Annotated in this window: 13 protein-coding genes; 11 read left to right on the forward strand and 2 right to left on the reverse strand. The window is 64.7% G+C overall.

Annotated elements, in window-relative coordinates; translation table 11 throughout:
• Window positions 1-21: 21 nt before the first annotated feature.
• Window positions 22-486 (reverse strand): rhodanese-like domain-containing protein, encoded by a 465-nt coding sequence (locus CF68_RS04620; protein ID WP_010809453.1) that lies wholly within the window; start codon window positions 484-486, stop codon window positions 22-24.
• Between the two features lie 462 nt (window positions 487-948).
• Between CF68_RS04620 and CF68_RS04625 the strand changes: the two genes are divergently transcribed.
• From CF68_RS04625 to ntrC, 4 genes are all read left to right on the forward strand, one after another.
• Window positions 949-2364, forward strand: coding sequence for a 3-hydroxylaminophenol mutase (locus tag CF68_RS04625; RefSeq protein ID WP_010809454.1), 1416 nt, complete (start codon window positions 949-951; stop codon window positions 2362-2364).
• Window positions 2365-2504: 140 nt separating this feature from the next.
• On the forward strand, window positions 2505-3080 hold the full coding sequence (locus CF68_RS04630; protein WP_035816393.1) for a hypothetical protein: 576 nt from the start codon (window positions 2505-2507) through the stop codon (window positions 3078-3080).
• Between the two features lie 4 nt (window positions 3081-3084).
• On the forward strand, window positions 3085-4263 hold the full coding sequence (gene glnL / locus CF68_RS04635) for a nitrogen regulation protein NR(II) (protein WP_035816360.1): 1179 nt from the start codon (window positions 3085-3087) through the stop codon (window positions 4261-4263).
• Between the two features lie 87 nt (window positions 4264-4350).
• Window positions 4351-5898, forward strand: a complete 1548-nt coding sequence (gene ntrC / locus CF68_RS04640) for a nitrogen regulation protein NR(I) (RefSeq protein WP_035816361.1) — start codon at window positions 4351-4353, stop codon at window positions 5896-5898.
• A gap of 73 nt (window positions 5899-5971) precedes the next feature.
• On the opposite strand, the gene CF68_RS04645 is transcribed toward ntrC, so the two are convergent.
• The gene (locus tag CF68_RS04645) at window positions 5972-6763 is read right to left on the reverse strand and encodes an HAD-IIB family hydrolase (protein ID WP_035816362.1); all 792 of its coding nucleotides are present in this window, start codon (window positions 6761-6763) and stop codon (window positions 5972-5974) included.
• Between the two features lie 195 nt (window positions 6764-6958).
• Between CF68_RS04645 and ugpB the strand changes: the two genes are divergently transcribed.
• From ugpB to CF68_RS38015, 7 genes are all read left to right on the forward strand, one after another.
• Window positions 6959-8275 carry a sn-glycerol-3-phosphate ABC transporter substrate-binding protein UgpB gene (ugpB, locus tag CF68_RS04650; protein WP_035816363.1) on the forward strand — a complete coding sequence of 439 codons (1317 nt, stop codon included), beginning with the start codon at window positions 6959-6961 and terminating at the stop codon, window positions 8273-8275.
• Between the two features lie 153 nt (window positions 8276-8428).
• Window positions 8429-9310: a sn-glycerol-3-phosphate ABC transporter permease UgpA gene (gene ugpA / locus CF68_RS04655; protein WP_035816365.1), complete on the forward strand. Its 882-nt coding sequence runs from the start codon at window positions 8429-8431 to the stop codon at window positions 9308-9310.
• 12 nt (window positions 9311-9322) lie between these two features.
• Entirely contained in the window at window positions 9323-10171 is an 849-nt protein-coding gene (ugpE, locus tag CF68_RS04660) for a sn-glycerol-3-phosphate ABC transporter permease UgpE (protein WP_010809461.1), read from the forward strand.
• 37 nt (window positions 10172-10208) lie between these two features.
• Window positions 10209-11248 (forward strand): sn-glycerol-3-phosphate import ATP-binding protein UgpC (locus CF68_RS04665; protein ID WP_235205667.1); only part of this gene is annotated, 1040 nt, incomplete at its 3' end.
• 69 nt (window positions 11249-11317) lie between these two features.
• A complete protein-coding gene (gene ugpQ / locus CF68_RS04670; protein ID WP_035816367.1) occupies window positions 11318-12064 on the forward strand; it encodes a glycerophosphodiester phosphodiesterase in 747 nt (248 codons plus the stop codon).
• Between the two features lie 327 nt (window positions 12065-12391).
• The gene (locus CF68_RS04675; protein ID WP_035816369.1) at window positions 12392-15244 is read left to right on the forward strand and encodes a 2-oxoglutarate dehydrogenase E1 component; all 2853 of its coding nucleotides are present in this window, start codon (window positions 12392-12394) and stop codon (window positions 15242-15244) included.
• Between the two features lie 89 nt (window positions 15245-15333).
• On the forward strand, window positions 15334-15591 hold a 258-nt coding region (locus CF68_RS38015; RefSeq protein ID WP_035816372.1), incomplete at its 3' end, for a biotin/lipoyl-containing protein.

A 15591-nucleotide genomic window follows, 5' to 3' on the forward strand; every position in this document is an offset into this window, starting at 1 on the left:
CTTATTCATGCCCGACCGCGATCAGGCGCCGTGCCACGGCAGTCCGCGCACGCACCAGCCTTCAACAGTCTTGCGGTGGTGGTGGTCGTCGCGGTTGCCCTCGAAGCCTTCCAGCACGTCCATGGCGAAGTGGTAGCCGGCTTCGGTGGCCACGCGCGCGGCGTGCTTGGAGCGCGCCGCGCTGCGGCACAGGAACAGCACCGGCACGTCGGCCGGCACGCGTGCCCTCAGTTCTTCGACAAAGCGGGCATTCTGCGCACCACCCGGATAGGACATCCATTCGACATGGGCGAACTGCGCGTCCGGCACATCAACGCCGCCGACCCAGTCCAGCTCGGCCTGGGTGCGCACGTCGACCAGCACGGCGGAAGGGTCGTTCTGCAGCAGCGCAAAGGCTTCCTGCGGCGACAGCGCGCCGAAATACGGGAGCTGGTTCTGTTGCTGGCGCTGGCGGGCGGCCTGGAGGAGATCGTCTCGGGTGGTCATCTGCGTGACAAATTTGAGGAATGAAATGGGGGCGGCAAGACCGCAACATACTATTCTATAGCGCCGGGCCGGTTCGAAACCTGATTGCCGGCTGTCGGGGCGTCGGATGACTCTTTTTGGTGCGTCTGCACTGATGCAGTGCGGCTGCTTGCTGAATGCACCATTGTGGTGTTTTATTAGGGTGCACTACGCGGGAATGCGTGTAACCGGTGCGCCACTCGACAGCGGAGCCGCTGCTTGCATGGCGGGACGCTGACGCCGCCGCGGTGCGCGGTTCGCCGACGTTGCACATTTTTCGGGCCACCGGTGGCAGTGGGGCGTTTGCATGGCACGCTTTCTGCTAACATTCCTCGTCCTTTCGTGGCTGGTCGGGACGGCGCGGCAGAGCATGCATCGGCGCCGGTGACGACAGGCACAAGAATTGGCTTTCTCAGACTTCCGCCGAATATCCAGGAGATTGGCATGGCCCACAGCGTTGCAGACGTGATGAAGCTGGTGAAGGAAAACGACGTCAAGTTCGTCGATTTCCGTTTCACCGATACCAAAGGCAAGGAGCAACACGTGTCCGTGCCCGTGTCGCACTTCGATGAAGACAAGTTCGAAAGCGGCCACGCCTTCGACGGTTCGTCGATTGCCGGCTGGAAGGGTATCGAAGCTTCGGACATGCTGCTGATGCCGGATTCGAACACCGCCCACATCGACCCGTTCTACGAAGAGCCGACGCTGGTGCTGTCCTGCGACGTGGTCGAGCCGTCGGACGGCAAGGGCTATGACCGCGACCCGCGTTCCATCGCCAAGCGCGCCGAAGCCTACCTGAAGAGCACCGGCCTGGGCGACACCGCCTTCTTCGGCCCGGAGCCCGAGTTCTTCATCTTCGACGGCGTGACCTGGAACGTCGACATGCAAGGCTGCTTCGTGAAGATCCACTCCGAAGAAGCCCCGTGGTCGTCGGCCAAGGAATTTGAGCACGGCAACAGCGGGCACCGTCCGGGCAAGAAGGGCGGCTACTTCCCGGTCGCCCCGATCGACACCTTCCAGGACATGCGTTCGGAAATGTGCCTGATCCTGGAATCGCTGGGCATCCCCGTTGAAGTCCACCACCATGAAGTGGCTGGCCAGGGCCAGAACGAAATCGGCACCCGTTTCAGCACGCTGGTGCAGCGCGCCGACTGGACCCAGATGCAGAAGTACGTGATCCAGAACGTCGCCCACACCTACGGCAAGACCGCCACCTTCATGCCGAAGCCGATCGTTGGCGACAACGGTTCGGGCATGCACGTGCACCAGTCTGTGTGGAAGGACGGCCAGAACCTGTTCGCGGGCAACGGCTACGCCGGCCTGTCGGAATTCGCGCTGTACTACATCGGCGGCATCATCAAGCACGCCCGCGCCCTGAACGCCATCACCAACCCGGGCACGAACTCGTACAAGCGCCTGGTGCCGGGCTTCGAAGCTCCGGTGAAGCTGGCCTACTCGGCCCGCAACCGTTCGGCTTCGATCCGCATCCCGTATGTGGCCAACCCGAAGGGCCGCCGCATCGAGACCCGCTTCCCGGATCCGCTGATGAACCCGTACCTGGGCTTCTCGGCGCTGCTGATGGCCGGCCTGGACGGCGTGATGAACAAGATCCACCCGGGCGAAGCTGCCGACAAGAACCTGTACGACCTGCCGCCGGAAGAGGATGCAAAGATCCCGACCGTGTGCTCGAGCCTGGACCAGGCGCTGGAGTACCTGGACAACGACCGCGAGTTCCTGACCCGCGGCGGCGTGTTCTCGAACTCGATGATCGATGCCTACATCGAACTGAAGATGGAAGAAGTCACGCGTTTCCGCATGACCACGCACCCGGTCGAGTTCGAAATGTACTACTCGCTGTAAGCGGCCCTTGCCCGGGAATGACGCAGGTTGTGACCGGGCAACAGTTGCACCAGAAAGGGGCGGCTTCGGCTGCCCCTTTCTGCTTTGCTCGCTAGAATGGGGAATCGTGTTCCACCCCGTTCAAACCTAACGCCATGTTCATGGACGCCTCCTCACGCACGGCCCGCCGGACCCTGACCTTGCCCCGATCTCTGCACCAATTTCGTCTCGGATTCCCTGTTCTGGTGAGTGCCGTGGCGCTGACACTGGGCGCATGGGCCGGGCAGTCTTCCGCGCAGTCCTCGGACGTCTATGTCTGCACCGGGCCCAATGGCGTGCCCGAATATCGCAATGGCAACGCCGGCAAGGGCTGCAAGAAGCTGAACCTGCCGGAGGTGGTGACGGTCCCGGGCGGGCGCATCGCTGCGCCGGCCAAGGGCGCTGGCAGCACCGCCGGCGCGGCGGCTGGCGGCACCAGCTTCCCGCGCGTGGACAGTGCCACGCAGAAGAGCCGCGACGGCGAGCGCCGCGCGGTGCTCGCGCAGGAGCTGCAGGCCGAAGAGGCCAAGCTGCAGGCGCTGCGTGCCGAGTACAACAACGGGCAGCCGGAGCGCCAGGGCAATGAGCGCAACTATCAGAAATACCTCGATCGCACGGCAGCGCTGCGCGATGACATCGCCCGCAGCGAGGCCAATGCGGCGTCGCTGCGGCGCGAGCTTGGCAATTTGAAGGACTAGTCTTATGCGTCGCCTGATTCGCGGAGTGTCGCGCAAGGCCAGCGGTACCGACGGCGCCCGTGGCGAATCGCCGGCGGCTGATGCGGCACCGGCCGAAGCCAGCGCCCAGGTGCTGACCATGGGCGCCGTGGCGTTCCATGCCGGCCTGGACGTGGTGGCCAACCCGGTGCTGCTGGTGCGGCAGCCGGGGCTGCGCGTGGTCTTTGCGAACCCGGCGGCTGAAGCCACCTTCGGCGTGTCGCGCAAGGGCATGGTGGAGCTGACGCTGCCTGACCTGTTCGGGCGTTCCGATGAGCTGCACAGCATGATCGACACCGTGGTCACACGGCAGTTCGACGTGCGCCGGCAGGACCTGGTCCTGCACCCGCCGCTGCAGGAGCCGGCCCATGTGCACGTGGTGATCGCCGCGCTGGAAGCGGTGGGCGACACCGTGGTGGTGGAAATCCTGCCCAATGAACAGAAGGTGCGCAGCGAACGCGAAGAGCGCATCCTGGACCTGACCTCGGCCAACAAGGAACTGATCCGCAACCTGGCCCACGAGATCAAGAACCCGCTGGGCGGCATCCGCGGCGCGGCGCAGCTGCTGGAGTTCGAGCTGCCGGAGCGCTCGCTGCGCGAATACACGCAGGTCATCATCAAGGAATCGGACCGGCTGCAGACGCTGGTGGACCGGCTGCTGGAGCCGCACCGGCATCCGCATATCGTATCGAGCCTGAATATCCACGAAGTGCTGGAGCGCGTGCGCTCGGTGGTGCTGGCGGAGTTTCCCAACGGGCTGGAGATCGTGCGCGACTACGACGCCAGCCTGCCCGAGCTTCAGGGCGACATGGAGCAACTGATCCAGGCCGTGCTTAACATCGTGCACAACGCCGCGCAGGCGCTGGCCGACCGCATGGCGCGCGGCGATGCGCAGATCGTGCTGCGCACGCGCGTGGCGCGCCAGGTCACGATCGCCAAGCGCTTGTTCAAGCTGGCATTGGACTTGCATGTCATCGACAACGGCCCGGGAATTCCCGAAGACATCCGCGAACGCATCTTCTATCCGTTGGTATCGGGCAGGGATGGCGGCAGCGGACTCGGTCTCACACTCGCTCAAACCTTCGTGCAGCAGCACGAGGGCTTGATCGAATGCGAGAGCAGGCCGGGCTGTACCGACTTCCGCATCCTGTTGCCGCTGCACTAGCTTTTGCTGGCGTCCGCGAGCGATGGTGCACCCGCCGTGGCCGGGCATGCGGAAGACCAAATGACACCGAGCAGACAAGCGACGCACATGAAGCCGATCTGGATAGTCGACGACGATCAATCAATCCGCTGGGTCCTGGAAAAGGCCCTGGCCCGTGAAAGCCTGCTCTCGCGCAGCTTCACCAATGTGCGGGACGCGCTGGCCGCGCTGGAAGAAGACCAGCCGCAGGTGCTGATATCGGATATCCGCATGCCCGGCGGATCGGGCCTGGACCTGCTGCAGGCCATCAAGGCGCGGCATCCGGGCCTGCCGGTCATCGTGATGACGGCCTACTCGGACCTGGACAGCGCCGTGGCCGCGTTCCAGGGCGGCGCCTTCGAATACCTGGCCAAGCCCTTCGATGTCGACAAGGCGGTCGAGCTGATCCGCCGCGCGCTGGAAGAAAGCCTGCGCGAAGAAGAATTGGACGACCGCCTGGTCGATGCGCCCGAGATCCTCGGCCAGGCGCCGGCGATGCAGGACGTGTTCCGCGCCATCGGCCGGCTCTCGCAGTCCAACGTGACGGTGATGATCACCGGCGAGTCCGGCACCGGCAAGGAACTGGTCGCACGCGCGCTGCACAAGCACAGCCCACGCGCCAACGGACCCTTTATCGCGCTCAATACCGCAGCCATCCCCAAGGACCTGCTCGAATCCGAACTGTTCGGCCATGAGCGCGGCGCCTTCACCGGCGCGCAGACCATGCGGCGCGGCCGCTTCGAGCAGGCCGAGGGCGGCACGCTGTTCCTCGATGAAATCGGCGACATGCCGTTCGACCTGCAGACGCGCCTGCTGCGCGTGCTGTCCGATGGCAACTTCTATCGTGTCGGCGGCCACAACCCCTTGCGCGCCAATGTGCGCGTGATTGCCGCCACGCACCAGAACCTGGAGCTGCGCGTCAAGGAAGGGCTGTTCCGCGAGGACTTGTTCCACCGCCTGAACGTGATCCGGCTGCGCCTGCCGCCGCTGCGCGAACGCCCGGAGGACATCACGCTGCTGGCGCGTCATTTCCTGCAGAAGAGCGCCAAGGAACTGGGCGTCGAGCCCAAGCGCATGTCCGACGATGCGCTGGCCTATGTCAGCACGCTGCCGTTCCCCGGCAACGTGCGCCAGCTGGAGAACCTGTGCAACTGGCTGACCGTGATGGCGCCGGCCCAGACCATCGAGGTCAAGGACCTGCCGCGCGAGATGCTGGAAGCCGGCACCAGCGAGCCGGTCAATGCGCCGCGGCCTGAGCGCGTTGCCGAAGCGCGCGCGCCCGAGTATGAGAGCGCGCCTGACCTGGCCGACTACGGCGGGTATGCGACGCCGGTGGCAGAGGCCGACACGGCCACCGTAGTCCGGCCCGCGTCCGTGGCGACGGTGGTCCCGGCCCTGGCCTCGGCCGGCTGGGAAAGCCTGCTCGCCGGCGAGGCACGGGCGATGCTCGAAGCCGGCCAGCCGGAGGTCATGGATGTGCTGACGCGCCGGTTCGAGAAGGCGGTGCTGGAGGCCGCCCTGGGTGTCACGCGCGGGCGCCGCGTCGAGGCGGCGACCCGGCTCGGGATCGGGCGCAATACCATCACGCGCAAGCTGCAGGAGCTGGGGTTCGACTGAGCCAGGGCAGGGCAGGCGACAAAAAAAACCGGCCGAGACTTTCCCGGCCGGTTTTTTGTTTTGCGTGACGTATTCAGGCGCGCGCTTCGACCAGCCGCTGCGCCATCTCGGCAAAGCCTTCGCCACCGGCCGCTGCGGTGATATAGGCCGGCGGTACCGGCAGCTGCGGCAGGATATCCCGCACATTGGCCACGCCAACCGACAGCGGAAAGTGGGCGAACATGCTGGCATCGTTGGCCGAATCGCCGATAAACAGCCATTCGTCGCGGCGCGCGTCCACGTCTTCGCCCAGCAGTTCGGCCACGCACAGCCTGCTCATCGACAGCTTGTCGTGCAGGCCGAACCAGCCGTTCACATGGATCGAGCTGACCGTGGCGGTCATGTCGGCCTCGCGCATGATGGCGGCGATGCGGGCCACGGCGTCTTCAGGCAACGGCGCGACGTCCTCGGCATGGTCGATGGCCAGGTCGGCGGCATGCCAGGCCTGGTCCGAGGCCAGCGCGCAGCCCGGCACTTCGCGCACGATGCGCTGGCCCAGCGACTGGATGCGCTCCAGGTTGCGCGCGCGCGTGGGGGCATCGTCCAGGAAGCGGGTCTGCAGGCGGCCGTTGTGCAGGTGCGAGTAGAACGCACCGTTCTCGCCGATGATGGCGTCGACCGGCCACAGCCGGGTCAGGATCTCGGCCCAGGCGATGCAGCGCCCGGTGACGGGGATCACGTGCAGGCCAGCGCGGCGCAGCCCGTCGAGCGCCAGGTAGGTCGAGGCCGGTAGCCGCCCGTCGGTGGTCAGGGTGCCGTCGATGTCAGTCAGCACGCCGCGCACGCGCCGCAGCACGGAATTAGAGAGCTTGTTCAGGGATTGCATGGCGGGCCATTGTAACCGCGGATCTGGCGGCAATTTCCCTTATTGCACTGCAAAAGGCATCGTACTGGCCATACTGGTGAATCTGCTGATTTGCTAGCGCAGGTGCGACAGGCGTAACATGCCGCTGTCACAAAAAAATCACATACTGTCGGATTTTCGACCGACCGGAACAGACAGACCAAAGGAGAGCCACCGATGTCCTTTTCCCGTACCGTGCTCAAACTCGCAGCGCTGGCAGCCCTGACCGGGGCCGGCAGCGCCCACGCCGCCGTTGAAATCCAGTGGTGGCACGCCATGCAGGGCGCCCTGAACGACAAGGTGAACGAGATCGCCAACAAGTTCAACGCCAGCCAGTCCGAATACAAGGTGGTGCCGGTCAACAAGGGCAACTACGACGAAACCATGGCCGCGGGCATTGCGGCCTTCCGCGCCGGCGGCTCGCCCGCCATCCTGCAGGTGTTTGAAGTGGGCACCGCCACCATGATGAGCGCCAAGGGCGCGATCAAGCCGGTGTCGGCGGTGATGAAGGACGCCGGCGAGAAGTTCGACCAGAAGGCGTATATCCCGGCGGTGGCGGGCTACTACACCTCGTCCAAGGGCGAGATGCTGTCGTTCCCGTTCAACAGCTCGACCACGGTGTTCTACTACAACAAGGACGCCTTCAAGAAGGCCGGCCTGGATCCGGAAAAGCCGCCCAAGACCTGGCCCGAGGTGATGCAGTACTCGGCCAAGCTCAAGGCCTCGGGCACCAACTGCGCCTACACCACCGACTGGCAGGGCTGGGTCCACCTGGAGAGCTTCTCGGCCTGGCACAACACCCTGTACGCGACCAAGAACAACGGCTTCGGCGGCGCCGATACACGCCTGCTCTTCAACAGCCCGCTGCACGTCAAGCACATTACCAACCTGCAGGACATGGTGAAGAAGGGCTACTTCAGCTACGGCGGGCGCAAGGCCGAGTCGCAGGCCAAATTCTACAACGGCGAGTGCGCGATGTTCACCGGCTCGTCGGCATCGCTGGCCAATATCCGCAAGAACGCCAAGTTCGCGTTCGCGGTGGCGCAGTTGCCGTACTACCCGGAGGTGCAGGGCGCCCCGCAGAACACCATTATCGGCGGCGCTTCGCTGTGGGTGATGGGCGGCAAGAAGCCCGACGAGTACAAGGGCGTGGCCAAGTTCTTCAATTTCCTGTCGCGCCCCGAGATCCAGTCTGACTGGCACCAGGCCACCGGATACCTGCCGGTGACGATGGCCGCCTACGAGATGACGAAGAAATCGGGCTACTACGACAAGAACCCGGGTGCCGATGTGTCGGTGCAGCAGATGGTGGTCAAGACCACCGACAAGTCGCGCGGCGTGCGCCTGGGCAACATGGTGCAGATCCGCACCGTGGTGGACGAAGAGCTGGAAGCCGTCTGGGCCGGCAAGAAGGAGCCCAAGGTGGCGCTGGACTCGGCCGTGGCCCGCGGCAATGATCTGCTGGAGCGCTTCCAGAAGACTGCCCGCGAGTAAGCCGGCATTGCCAGCAAGCTGATGTGACAAGCGGGCGGTGGCGAAACCTCCGCCCGCTTGCATTGTGGACGGCTCCGTCGCACCGATCGGGACCGCCCGCAACTCCGTACCTAGTCCGATGCCGCGACCCGCGGCATTCGCCGGAATCCGTTTATGGAAAAACGCGTCGTTTTCCGTTCGCCGTGGCTGCCGTATCTGCTGGTCTTGCCGCAGATCGCGATCACGCTGATCTTCTTCTTCCTGCCCGCCGGGCAGGCGTTGTACCAGTCGATGCTGCAGCAGGATGCCTTCGGCATCAACCTGGAGTTCGTCGGCCTGGACAACTTCCGCATGCTGTGGAACGACCCGCTGTATGTGGAGTCGTTCCAGACCACCGCCATCTTTGCCGTGGGCGTGACCGTGGTGGGCCTGACCACCGCGCTGCTGCTGGCCTATTTTGCCGACCGCATCATACGCGGCGCCGTCGGCTACAAGACGCTGCTGATCTGGCCGTATGCGGTGGCGCCGGCCGTGGCCGGCGTGCTGTGGATGTTCATGTTCAATCCGACGCTGGGCGTGGTGTCCTATGCGCTGCGCAAGCTTGGGGTAGAATGGAACTTCCTGCTCAACGGCGACCAGGCATTGCTGCTGGTGGTGCTGGCCGCCGCCTGGAAGCAGATCAGCTACAACTTCCTGTTTTTCCTGGCGGGGCTGCAGAGCATCCCGCGCTCGCTGATCGAGGCCGCCGCCATCGACGGCGCCGGCCCGTGGCGCCGCTTCTGGTCGATCGTGTTCCCGCTGCTGTCGCCGACCACCTTCTTCCTGATGGTGATCAACGTGGTCTACGCGTTCTTCGATACCTTCGCAATCATCGACGCGGTCACCCACGGCGGCCCGTTCAATTCGACCAACACGCTGGTCTACAAGGTCTTCCATGACGGCTTCCGCGGCATGGACATCGGGGGCTCGGCCGCGCAGTCGGTGGTGCTGATGGTGATCGTGATCGCGCTGACCGTGGTGCAGTTCCGCTATGTGGAACGCAAGGTCCAGTACTGACGGAGACAGCACATGGTAGAACGTCGCCCCTTCCTTGATTTCCTGAGCCACGCGGTGCTGATCCTGGGCATCGTGATCGTGGTGTTCCCGGTGTACCTGACCTTCGTCGCGTCCACGCTGACCGCCGAAGAGGTGCTGGACGCGCCGATGACGCTGATCCCCGGCAGCCACCTGATCGAGAACTATCGCACCGTGCTGTTCCAGGGTGTGGGCGAGGCCGCATCGCCGGTCTCGACCATGATGAAGAACAGCCTGATCATGGCGCTGGGCATTGCGCTGGGCAAGATCGCCATCTCGATCATCTCGGCCTTTGCCATCGTCTATTTCAAGTTCCCGCTGCGCAAGACCTTCTTCTGGCTGATCTTCATCACGCTGATGCTGCCGGTGGAGGTGCGCATCCTGCCGACCTACAAGGTGGTGTCGGACCTCGGCATGCTGGACAGCTACTTTGGCCTGACCGTCCCGATCATCGCGTCGGCCACCGCCACCTTCCTGTTCCGCCAGTTCTTCCTGACCATTCCGGACGAGCTGGCCGAGGCCGCGCGCATCGACGGCGCGGGGCCGTTGCGCTTTTTCTGGGACGTGGTGCTGCCGCTGTCGCGCACCAGCATCGCCGCGCTCTTCGTGATCCAGTTCATCTACGGCTGGAACCAGTACCTGTGGCCGCTGCTGATCACCACGCAGAAGTCGATGACGCCGGTGGTGGTGGGCGTGACGCAGATGATCTCGCGCTCGGGCGATGCCGCCACTGACTGGAACCTGGTGATGGCCACGGTGATGCTGGCGATGATCCCGCCCGCGGTGGTGGTGGTGCTGATGCAGAAGTGGTTCGTCAAGGGCCTGGTCGAAACGGAAAAATAAGGCGCGGTGGCCACGAGCCACGCGCAGGACAACAGCAATGGCAAAACTGTCGCTACGCAACGTTCAGAAAACCTACGCCGGCAGCGTCCAGGTGGTGCACGGCATCGACATGGAGATCGCCGACGGCGAGTTCATCGTCATCGTCGGCCCCTCGGGCTGCGGCAAGTCCACCCTGCTGCGCATGGTGGCGGGGCTGGAAACCATCACCGGCGGCGAAATCCATATCGGCGACAAGGTTGTCAATAATCTGGAGCCGGCCGAGCGGGACATCGCCATGGTGTTCCAGAACTACGCGCTCTATCCGCATATGAGCGTGTACGACAACATGGCCTACGGCCTGAAGATCCGCGGCATGGCCAAGGCCGAGATCGCGCAGCGGGTGAACCATGCCGCCGGCATCCTGGAGCTCGCGCCGCTGCTGGACCGCAAGCCGCGCCAGCTGTCGGGCGGGCAGCGCCAGCGCGTGGCCATGGGCCGCGCCATCGTGCGCGAGCCGGCGGTGTTCCTGTTCGACGAGCCGCTATCCAACCTGGACGCCAAGCTGCGCGTGCAGATGCGGCTGGAACTGAAGGAGCTGCACCGGCGCCTGGGCACCACCAGCCTCTATGTGACCCATGACCAGGTCGAGGCGATGACGCTGGCCGACCGCATGATGGTGCTCAACGCCGGGCGCGTCGAGCAGATCGGCACACCGCTGGAAGTCTATTCGCGGCCGGCCAGCACCTTCGTGGCCGGCTTTATCGGCTCGCCGCCGATGAACCTGATCCCGGTGGTGCGCAACGCCGGCGGCGACACTGGCGCGCAGATGCGCGTGGTGGCGAAGGAGGGCGAGGCTGCCAACGCCACGCTGGGGCACCTGCCGATGGGGCTGCACCTGCCGGAGCAGGCACTGCTGGGGCTGCGCCCGGAGCATATCGAGCCGTGCGCCGCGCATGAGGCCATCGCCGAAGTCGATGTGCGCGTGGTCGAGGCCCTCGGCGCGGATTCCTTCGCCTATGGCTCGCTCGGCGGACAGGCGGTGGTGGTGCGGCTGGACAGCCATGCGCACGTGCGCGCCGGCGACCGCCCGCCGGGGGCNNNTGACGTCGTCGGCGGAGCACCTGCATTTCTTTGCGCCCGATACGGGCAAGCGCATCGAGGCCTGACATGACCAGCGTAACCGACACTGCCTGGCGGTACCCGAGCCATATCGCGCACCGCGGCGCCGGCAAGCTGGCGCCGGAGAACACGCTGGCAGCGTTTCGCCACGGCGCCGGCTTTGGCTACCGGATGTTCGAGTTCGACGTGAAACTGTCGGCCGACGGCAAGCCGGTGCTGATGCACGACGCCACGCTGGACCGCACCACCAGCGGCCAGGGCAGGGTGGATGCGCTGACACTGGGCGAACTCGCGCAGCTGGACGCCGGCACGTGGCACAGCCCCGCCTTCGCCGGCGAGCCCGTGCCGACGCTGGCGGCCATCGCACGCTATACCCAGGCCAACGGCTTGATGGTCAATATCGAGATCAAGCCCGTGCCCGGCACCGAGGCGCGCACCGGCGCGGCGGTGGCGCTGGACGCGCAGTCGCTGTGGGCGGGTGCCGCGGTGCCGCCGTTGCTGTCGTCTTTTTCCGAAGAGGCGCTAGCCGCGGCGGCGCGCGTCGCGCCAGACCTGCCGCGCGCGCTGCTGCTCGACAAGCTGCCCGCGGACTGGCTGGAGCGGCTGCGCCAGCTGGGCTGCGTGGCGCTGGATGCCAACCACCGCGAACTGGATGCCGGCGTGATTGCCGCTGCGCACGCGGCCGGTTTCCGGGTCCTCTGCTATACCGTGAACGATCCTGTGCGGGCCGCGCAGTTGCTGGCCTGGGGCCTGGACGGGCTGATCACAGACGCCGTCGACCAGATATCGCCTTGATGCAAATTGTTGTGCGGATGTTGCTAATTCGCTGATTACGCACCGAATTGTCGTGGGTGGCTGTTTCGTATCGCGAAAAGTCCACATTGATCAAAGGCAATTCATGCTATTCTTACCGCCGTGAAGACTTTAGGTCCTTCCCCGCACAACTTGCCCTTTCGGGCCTGTGAGGAAGCCATCACACGCGGCACCCAAGCGGTGCCGTTTGCGTAGGCGCCTCAGTTGGCTCCCAAGAGTTGTTTGCGATCCGCTAACCGGTCAAGCCGTGTCGCGGAAGGTTGAATAACCCGCTGAACTCCGGCATTCCCGGAGAATAGTGAGCGTCCCATGATGCAGCAGTATCAGAGCAACTCGTACCTCTTCGGCGGTAACGCCCCGTATGTCGAAGAACTGTACGAAGCCTACCTCCAGAACCCCGCCTCGGTTCCCGACAATTGGCGCGCGTATTTCGACGCCATGCAGAACGTTCCTGCGGTCGACGGCACCAGCGCCCGGGATATCCCCCACGCCCCCATCGTTGCCTCGTTCGCCGAGCGCGCCAAGCAAGGCCCCATCAAGACCATCGTTGCCTCGGCCGATTCCGACATGGGCCGCAAGCGCGTCGCTGCCACCCAGCTGATCGCCGCCTACCGCAACATCGGTTCCCACTGGGCCGACCTGGACCCGCTCAAGCGCCAGGAGCGTCCGCCCCTGCCGGACCTGGACCCGGCGTTCTATGGCTTCTCGGAAGCAGACCTCGACATCGTCTTCAATGCCAGCAATACGTACTTTGGCAAAGAGTCGATGAGCCTGCGCGAGCTGCTCAACAACCTGCGCGAAACCTACTGCGGCACCATCGGTTTCGAATTCATGTACGTGAGCGACCAGGCGCAGAAGCGCTGGTGGCAGGAGCGCCTGGAAACCACGCGTTCCAAGCCCGTGTTCACGCTGGAAAAGAAGAAGCACATCCTGGACCGCCTGACCGCGGCTGAAGGCCTGGAGCGCTTCCTGCACACCAAGTACGTCGGCCAGAAGCGCTTCTCGCTGGAAGGCGGCGAAAGCTTCATCGCCGCCATGGACGAGCTGGTCCAGCACGCCGGCAGCAAGGGCGTGCAGGAAATCGTGATCGGCATGGCCCACCGCGGCCGCCTGAACGTGCTGGTCAACACCCTGGGCAAGATGCCCGCCGACCTGTTCGCCGAATTCGAAGGCAAGCACGTCGACGACCTGCCGGCCGGTGACGTCAAGTACCACAAGGGCTTCTCGAGCGATGTCTCGACCGAAGGCGGCCCGGTCCACCTGTCGCTGGCGTTCAACCCGTCGCACCTGGAAATCGTCAACCCGGTGGTCGAAGGCTCGGCCAAGGCCCGCCAGGAACGCCGCGGCGAAGTCGGCCACAAGGAAGTGCTGCCGGTGCAGGTGCACGGCGACGCGGCCTTCGCCGGCCAGGGTGTGGTGATGGAGACGCTGAACCTCGCGCAGACCCGCGGCTACGGCACGGGCGGCTCGATGCACATCGTCATCAACAACCAGATCGGCTTCACCACCTCCGACCCGCGCGACGCGCGTTCGACGCTGTACTGCACGGACGTGGTCAAGATGATCGAGGCCCCGGTGCTGCACGTGAACGGCGACGATCCCGAAGCCGTCGTGTACGCCATGCAGCTGGCCGTGGACTTCCGCATGGAGTTCAAGAAGGATGTCGTGGTCGACATCATCTGCTTCCGCAAGCTGGGCCACAACGAGCAGGACACCCCGGCGGTCACGCAGCCGCTGATGTACAAGAAGATCGCCCAGCACCCCGGCACGCGCAAGCTGTACGCCGACAAGCTGGCCGCGCAGAACCTGGTCCCGGCCGAGTTCGGCGACGAGAAGGTCAAGGAATACCGCGCCGCGATGGACGCCGGCAAGCATACCGCCGACCCCGTCCTGTCGAACTTCAAGAACAAGTTCGCCGTGGACTGGATGCCGTTCCTGAACCGCAAGTGGACCGATGCCGCCGACACCGCCGTGCCGGTGACCGAGCTCAAGCGCCTGGCCGAACGCATCACCACCACGCCTGAGACGCTGAAGCTGCACCCGCTGGTGGAAAAGGTCGTCAAGGACCGCGCCAACATGGGCCGCGGCGACCAGCCGCTGGACTGGGGCATGGGTGAGCACCTGGCCTTCGCCTCGCTGGTGTCGTCGGGCTACCCGGTGCGCATCACCGGCCAGGATGCAGGCCGCGGCACCTTCACCCACCGCCACTCGGTGCTGCACGACCAGAACCGCGAGCGCTGGGATGCCGGCAGCTACGTGCCGCTGCAGAACGTGTCGGAAAACCAGGCACCGTTCACGGTGATCGACTCGGTGCTGTCCGAAGAGGCCGTGCTCGGCTTCGAATACGGCTACTCGGCCGCCGAACCGAACGCGCTGGTGATCTGGGAAGCCCAGTTCGGCGACTTCGTCAACGGCGCCCAGGTGGTGATCGACCAGTTCATCTCGTCGGGTGAAGTGAAGTGGGGCCGTGCCTCGGGCCTGACGCTGATGCTGCCGCACGGCTACGAAGGCCAGGGCCCGGAACACAGCTCGGCCCGTATCGAGCGTTTTCTGCAGCTTTGCGCGGACCACAACATGCAGGTCTGCCAGCCGACCACGCCGGCCCAGATCTTCCACCTGTTGCGGCGCCAGATGATCCGCCTGTTCCGCAAGCCGCTGGTGATCATGACGCCGAAGTCGCTGCTGCGTAACAAGGACGCCGTGTCGCCGCTGTCGGACCTGGCCAAGGGCCACTTCGAGACGGTCATCCCTGACCACGAAGAGCTCAACGCCAGCAAGGTCAAGCGCGTCATCATGTGCTCGGGCAAGGTCTACTACGACCTGGTCAACACGCGCAAGGAACGCGAGGCCAACGATACGGCGGTGATCCGCCTGGAACAGCTGTATCCGTTCCCGCACAAGGCCGTGGCGGCAGAACTCAAGAAGTATCCGAACGCCACCGAAATCGTGTGGTGCCAGGACGAGCCGCAGAACCAGGGTGCCTGGTTCTTCGTGCAGCACTACATCATGGAAAACATGACGGATGGCCAGAAGCTCGGTTATGCCGGTCGTCCCGCTTCGGCTTCGCCGGCAGTGGGCTACTACGCAAAGCACAACGAGCAACAGAAGGCGCTGCTGGATGCTGCCTTCGCCAAGCTCAAGGGCTTTGTTCTGACCAAGTAATCAAGCGGCAGCCACGGCGGCGCGCGCAGACGGCCGCCGTGGCATAGCCAGCATAAAGACAACACGCATAACACGAGGAATTCACAACCATGGCTATCGTTGACGTCAAGGTTCCGCAGCTCTCCGAATCGGTCGCCGAAGCGACCATGCTCAACTGGAAGAAGAAGCCGGGCGAGGCTGTTGCACAGGACGAAATCCTGATCGAGATCGAAACCGACAAGGTCGTGCTGGAAGTGCCGGCCCCGTCGGCTGGTGTCCTGTCGATTATCGTCAAGAGCGACGGCGACACCGTCGTGGCCGATGAAATCATCGCCAAGATCGACACCGAAGCCACCGCTGGCGCCGCC

It is taken from the genome of Cupriavidus sp. SK-4 (genome assembly GCF_000611125.1).
Lineage (GTDB): Bacteria > Pseudomonadota > Gammaproteobacteria > Burkholderiales > Burkholderiaceae > Cupriavidus > Cupriavidus necator.

What these genes read in the sequence shown, in the direction of transcription:
- CF68_RS04630 (WP_035816393.1), top strand. Translation starts at nt 2,505, where the DNA reads ATGGACGCCTCCTCACGCACGGCCCGCCGGACCCTGACCTTGCCCCGA.
- CF68_RS04645 (WP_035816362.1), bottom strand. Translation starts at nt 6,763, where the DNA reads ATGCAATCCCTGAACAAGCTCTCTAATTCCGTGCTGCGGCGCGTGCGC.
- CF68_RS04620 (WP_010809453.1), bottom strand. Translation starts at nt 486, where the DNA reads ATGACCACCCGAGACGATCTCCTCCAGGCCGCCCGCCAGCGCCAGCAA.
- CF68_RS04625 (WP_010809454.1), top strand. Translation starts at nt 949, where the DNA reads ATGGCCCACAGCGTTGCAGACGTGATGAAGCTGGTGAAGGAAAACGAC.
- ntrC (WP_035816361.1), top strand. Translation starts at nt 4,351, where the DNA reads ATGAAGCCGATCTGGATAGTCGACGACGATCAATCAATCCGCTGGGTC.
- ugpA (WP_035816365.1), top strand. Translation starts at nt 8,429, where the DNA reads ATGGAAAAACGCGTCGTTTTCCGTTCGCCGTGGCTGCCGTATCTGCTG.
- ugpQ (WP_035816367.1), top strand. Translation starts at nt 11,318, where the DNA reads ATGACCAGCGTAACCGACACTGCCTGGCGGTACCCGAGCCATATCGCG.
- CF68_RS04675 (WP_035816369.1), top strand. Translation starts at nt 12,392, where the DNA reads ATGATGCAGCAGTATCAGAGCAACTCGTACCTCTTCGGCGGTAACGCC.
- ugpB (WP_035816363.1), top strand. Translation starts at nt 6,959, where the DNA reads ATGTCCTTTTCCCGTACCGTGCTCAAACTCGCAGCGCTGGCAGCCCTG.
- glnL (WP_035816360.1), top strand. Translation starts at nt 3,085, where the DNA reads ATGCGTCGCCTGATTCGCGGAGTGTCGCGCAAGGCCAGCGGTACCGAC.
- ugpE (WP_010809461.1), top strand. Translation starts at nt 9,323, where the DNA reads ATGGTAGAACGTCGCCCCTTCCTTGATTTCCTGAGCCACGCGGTGCTG.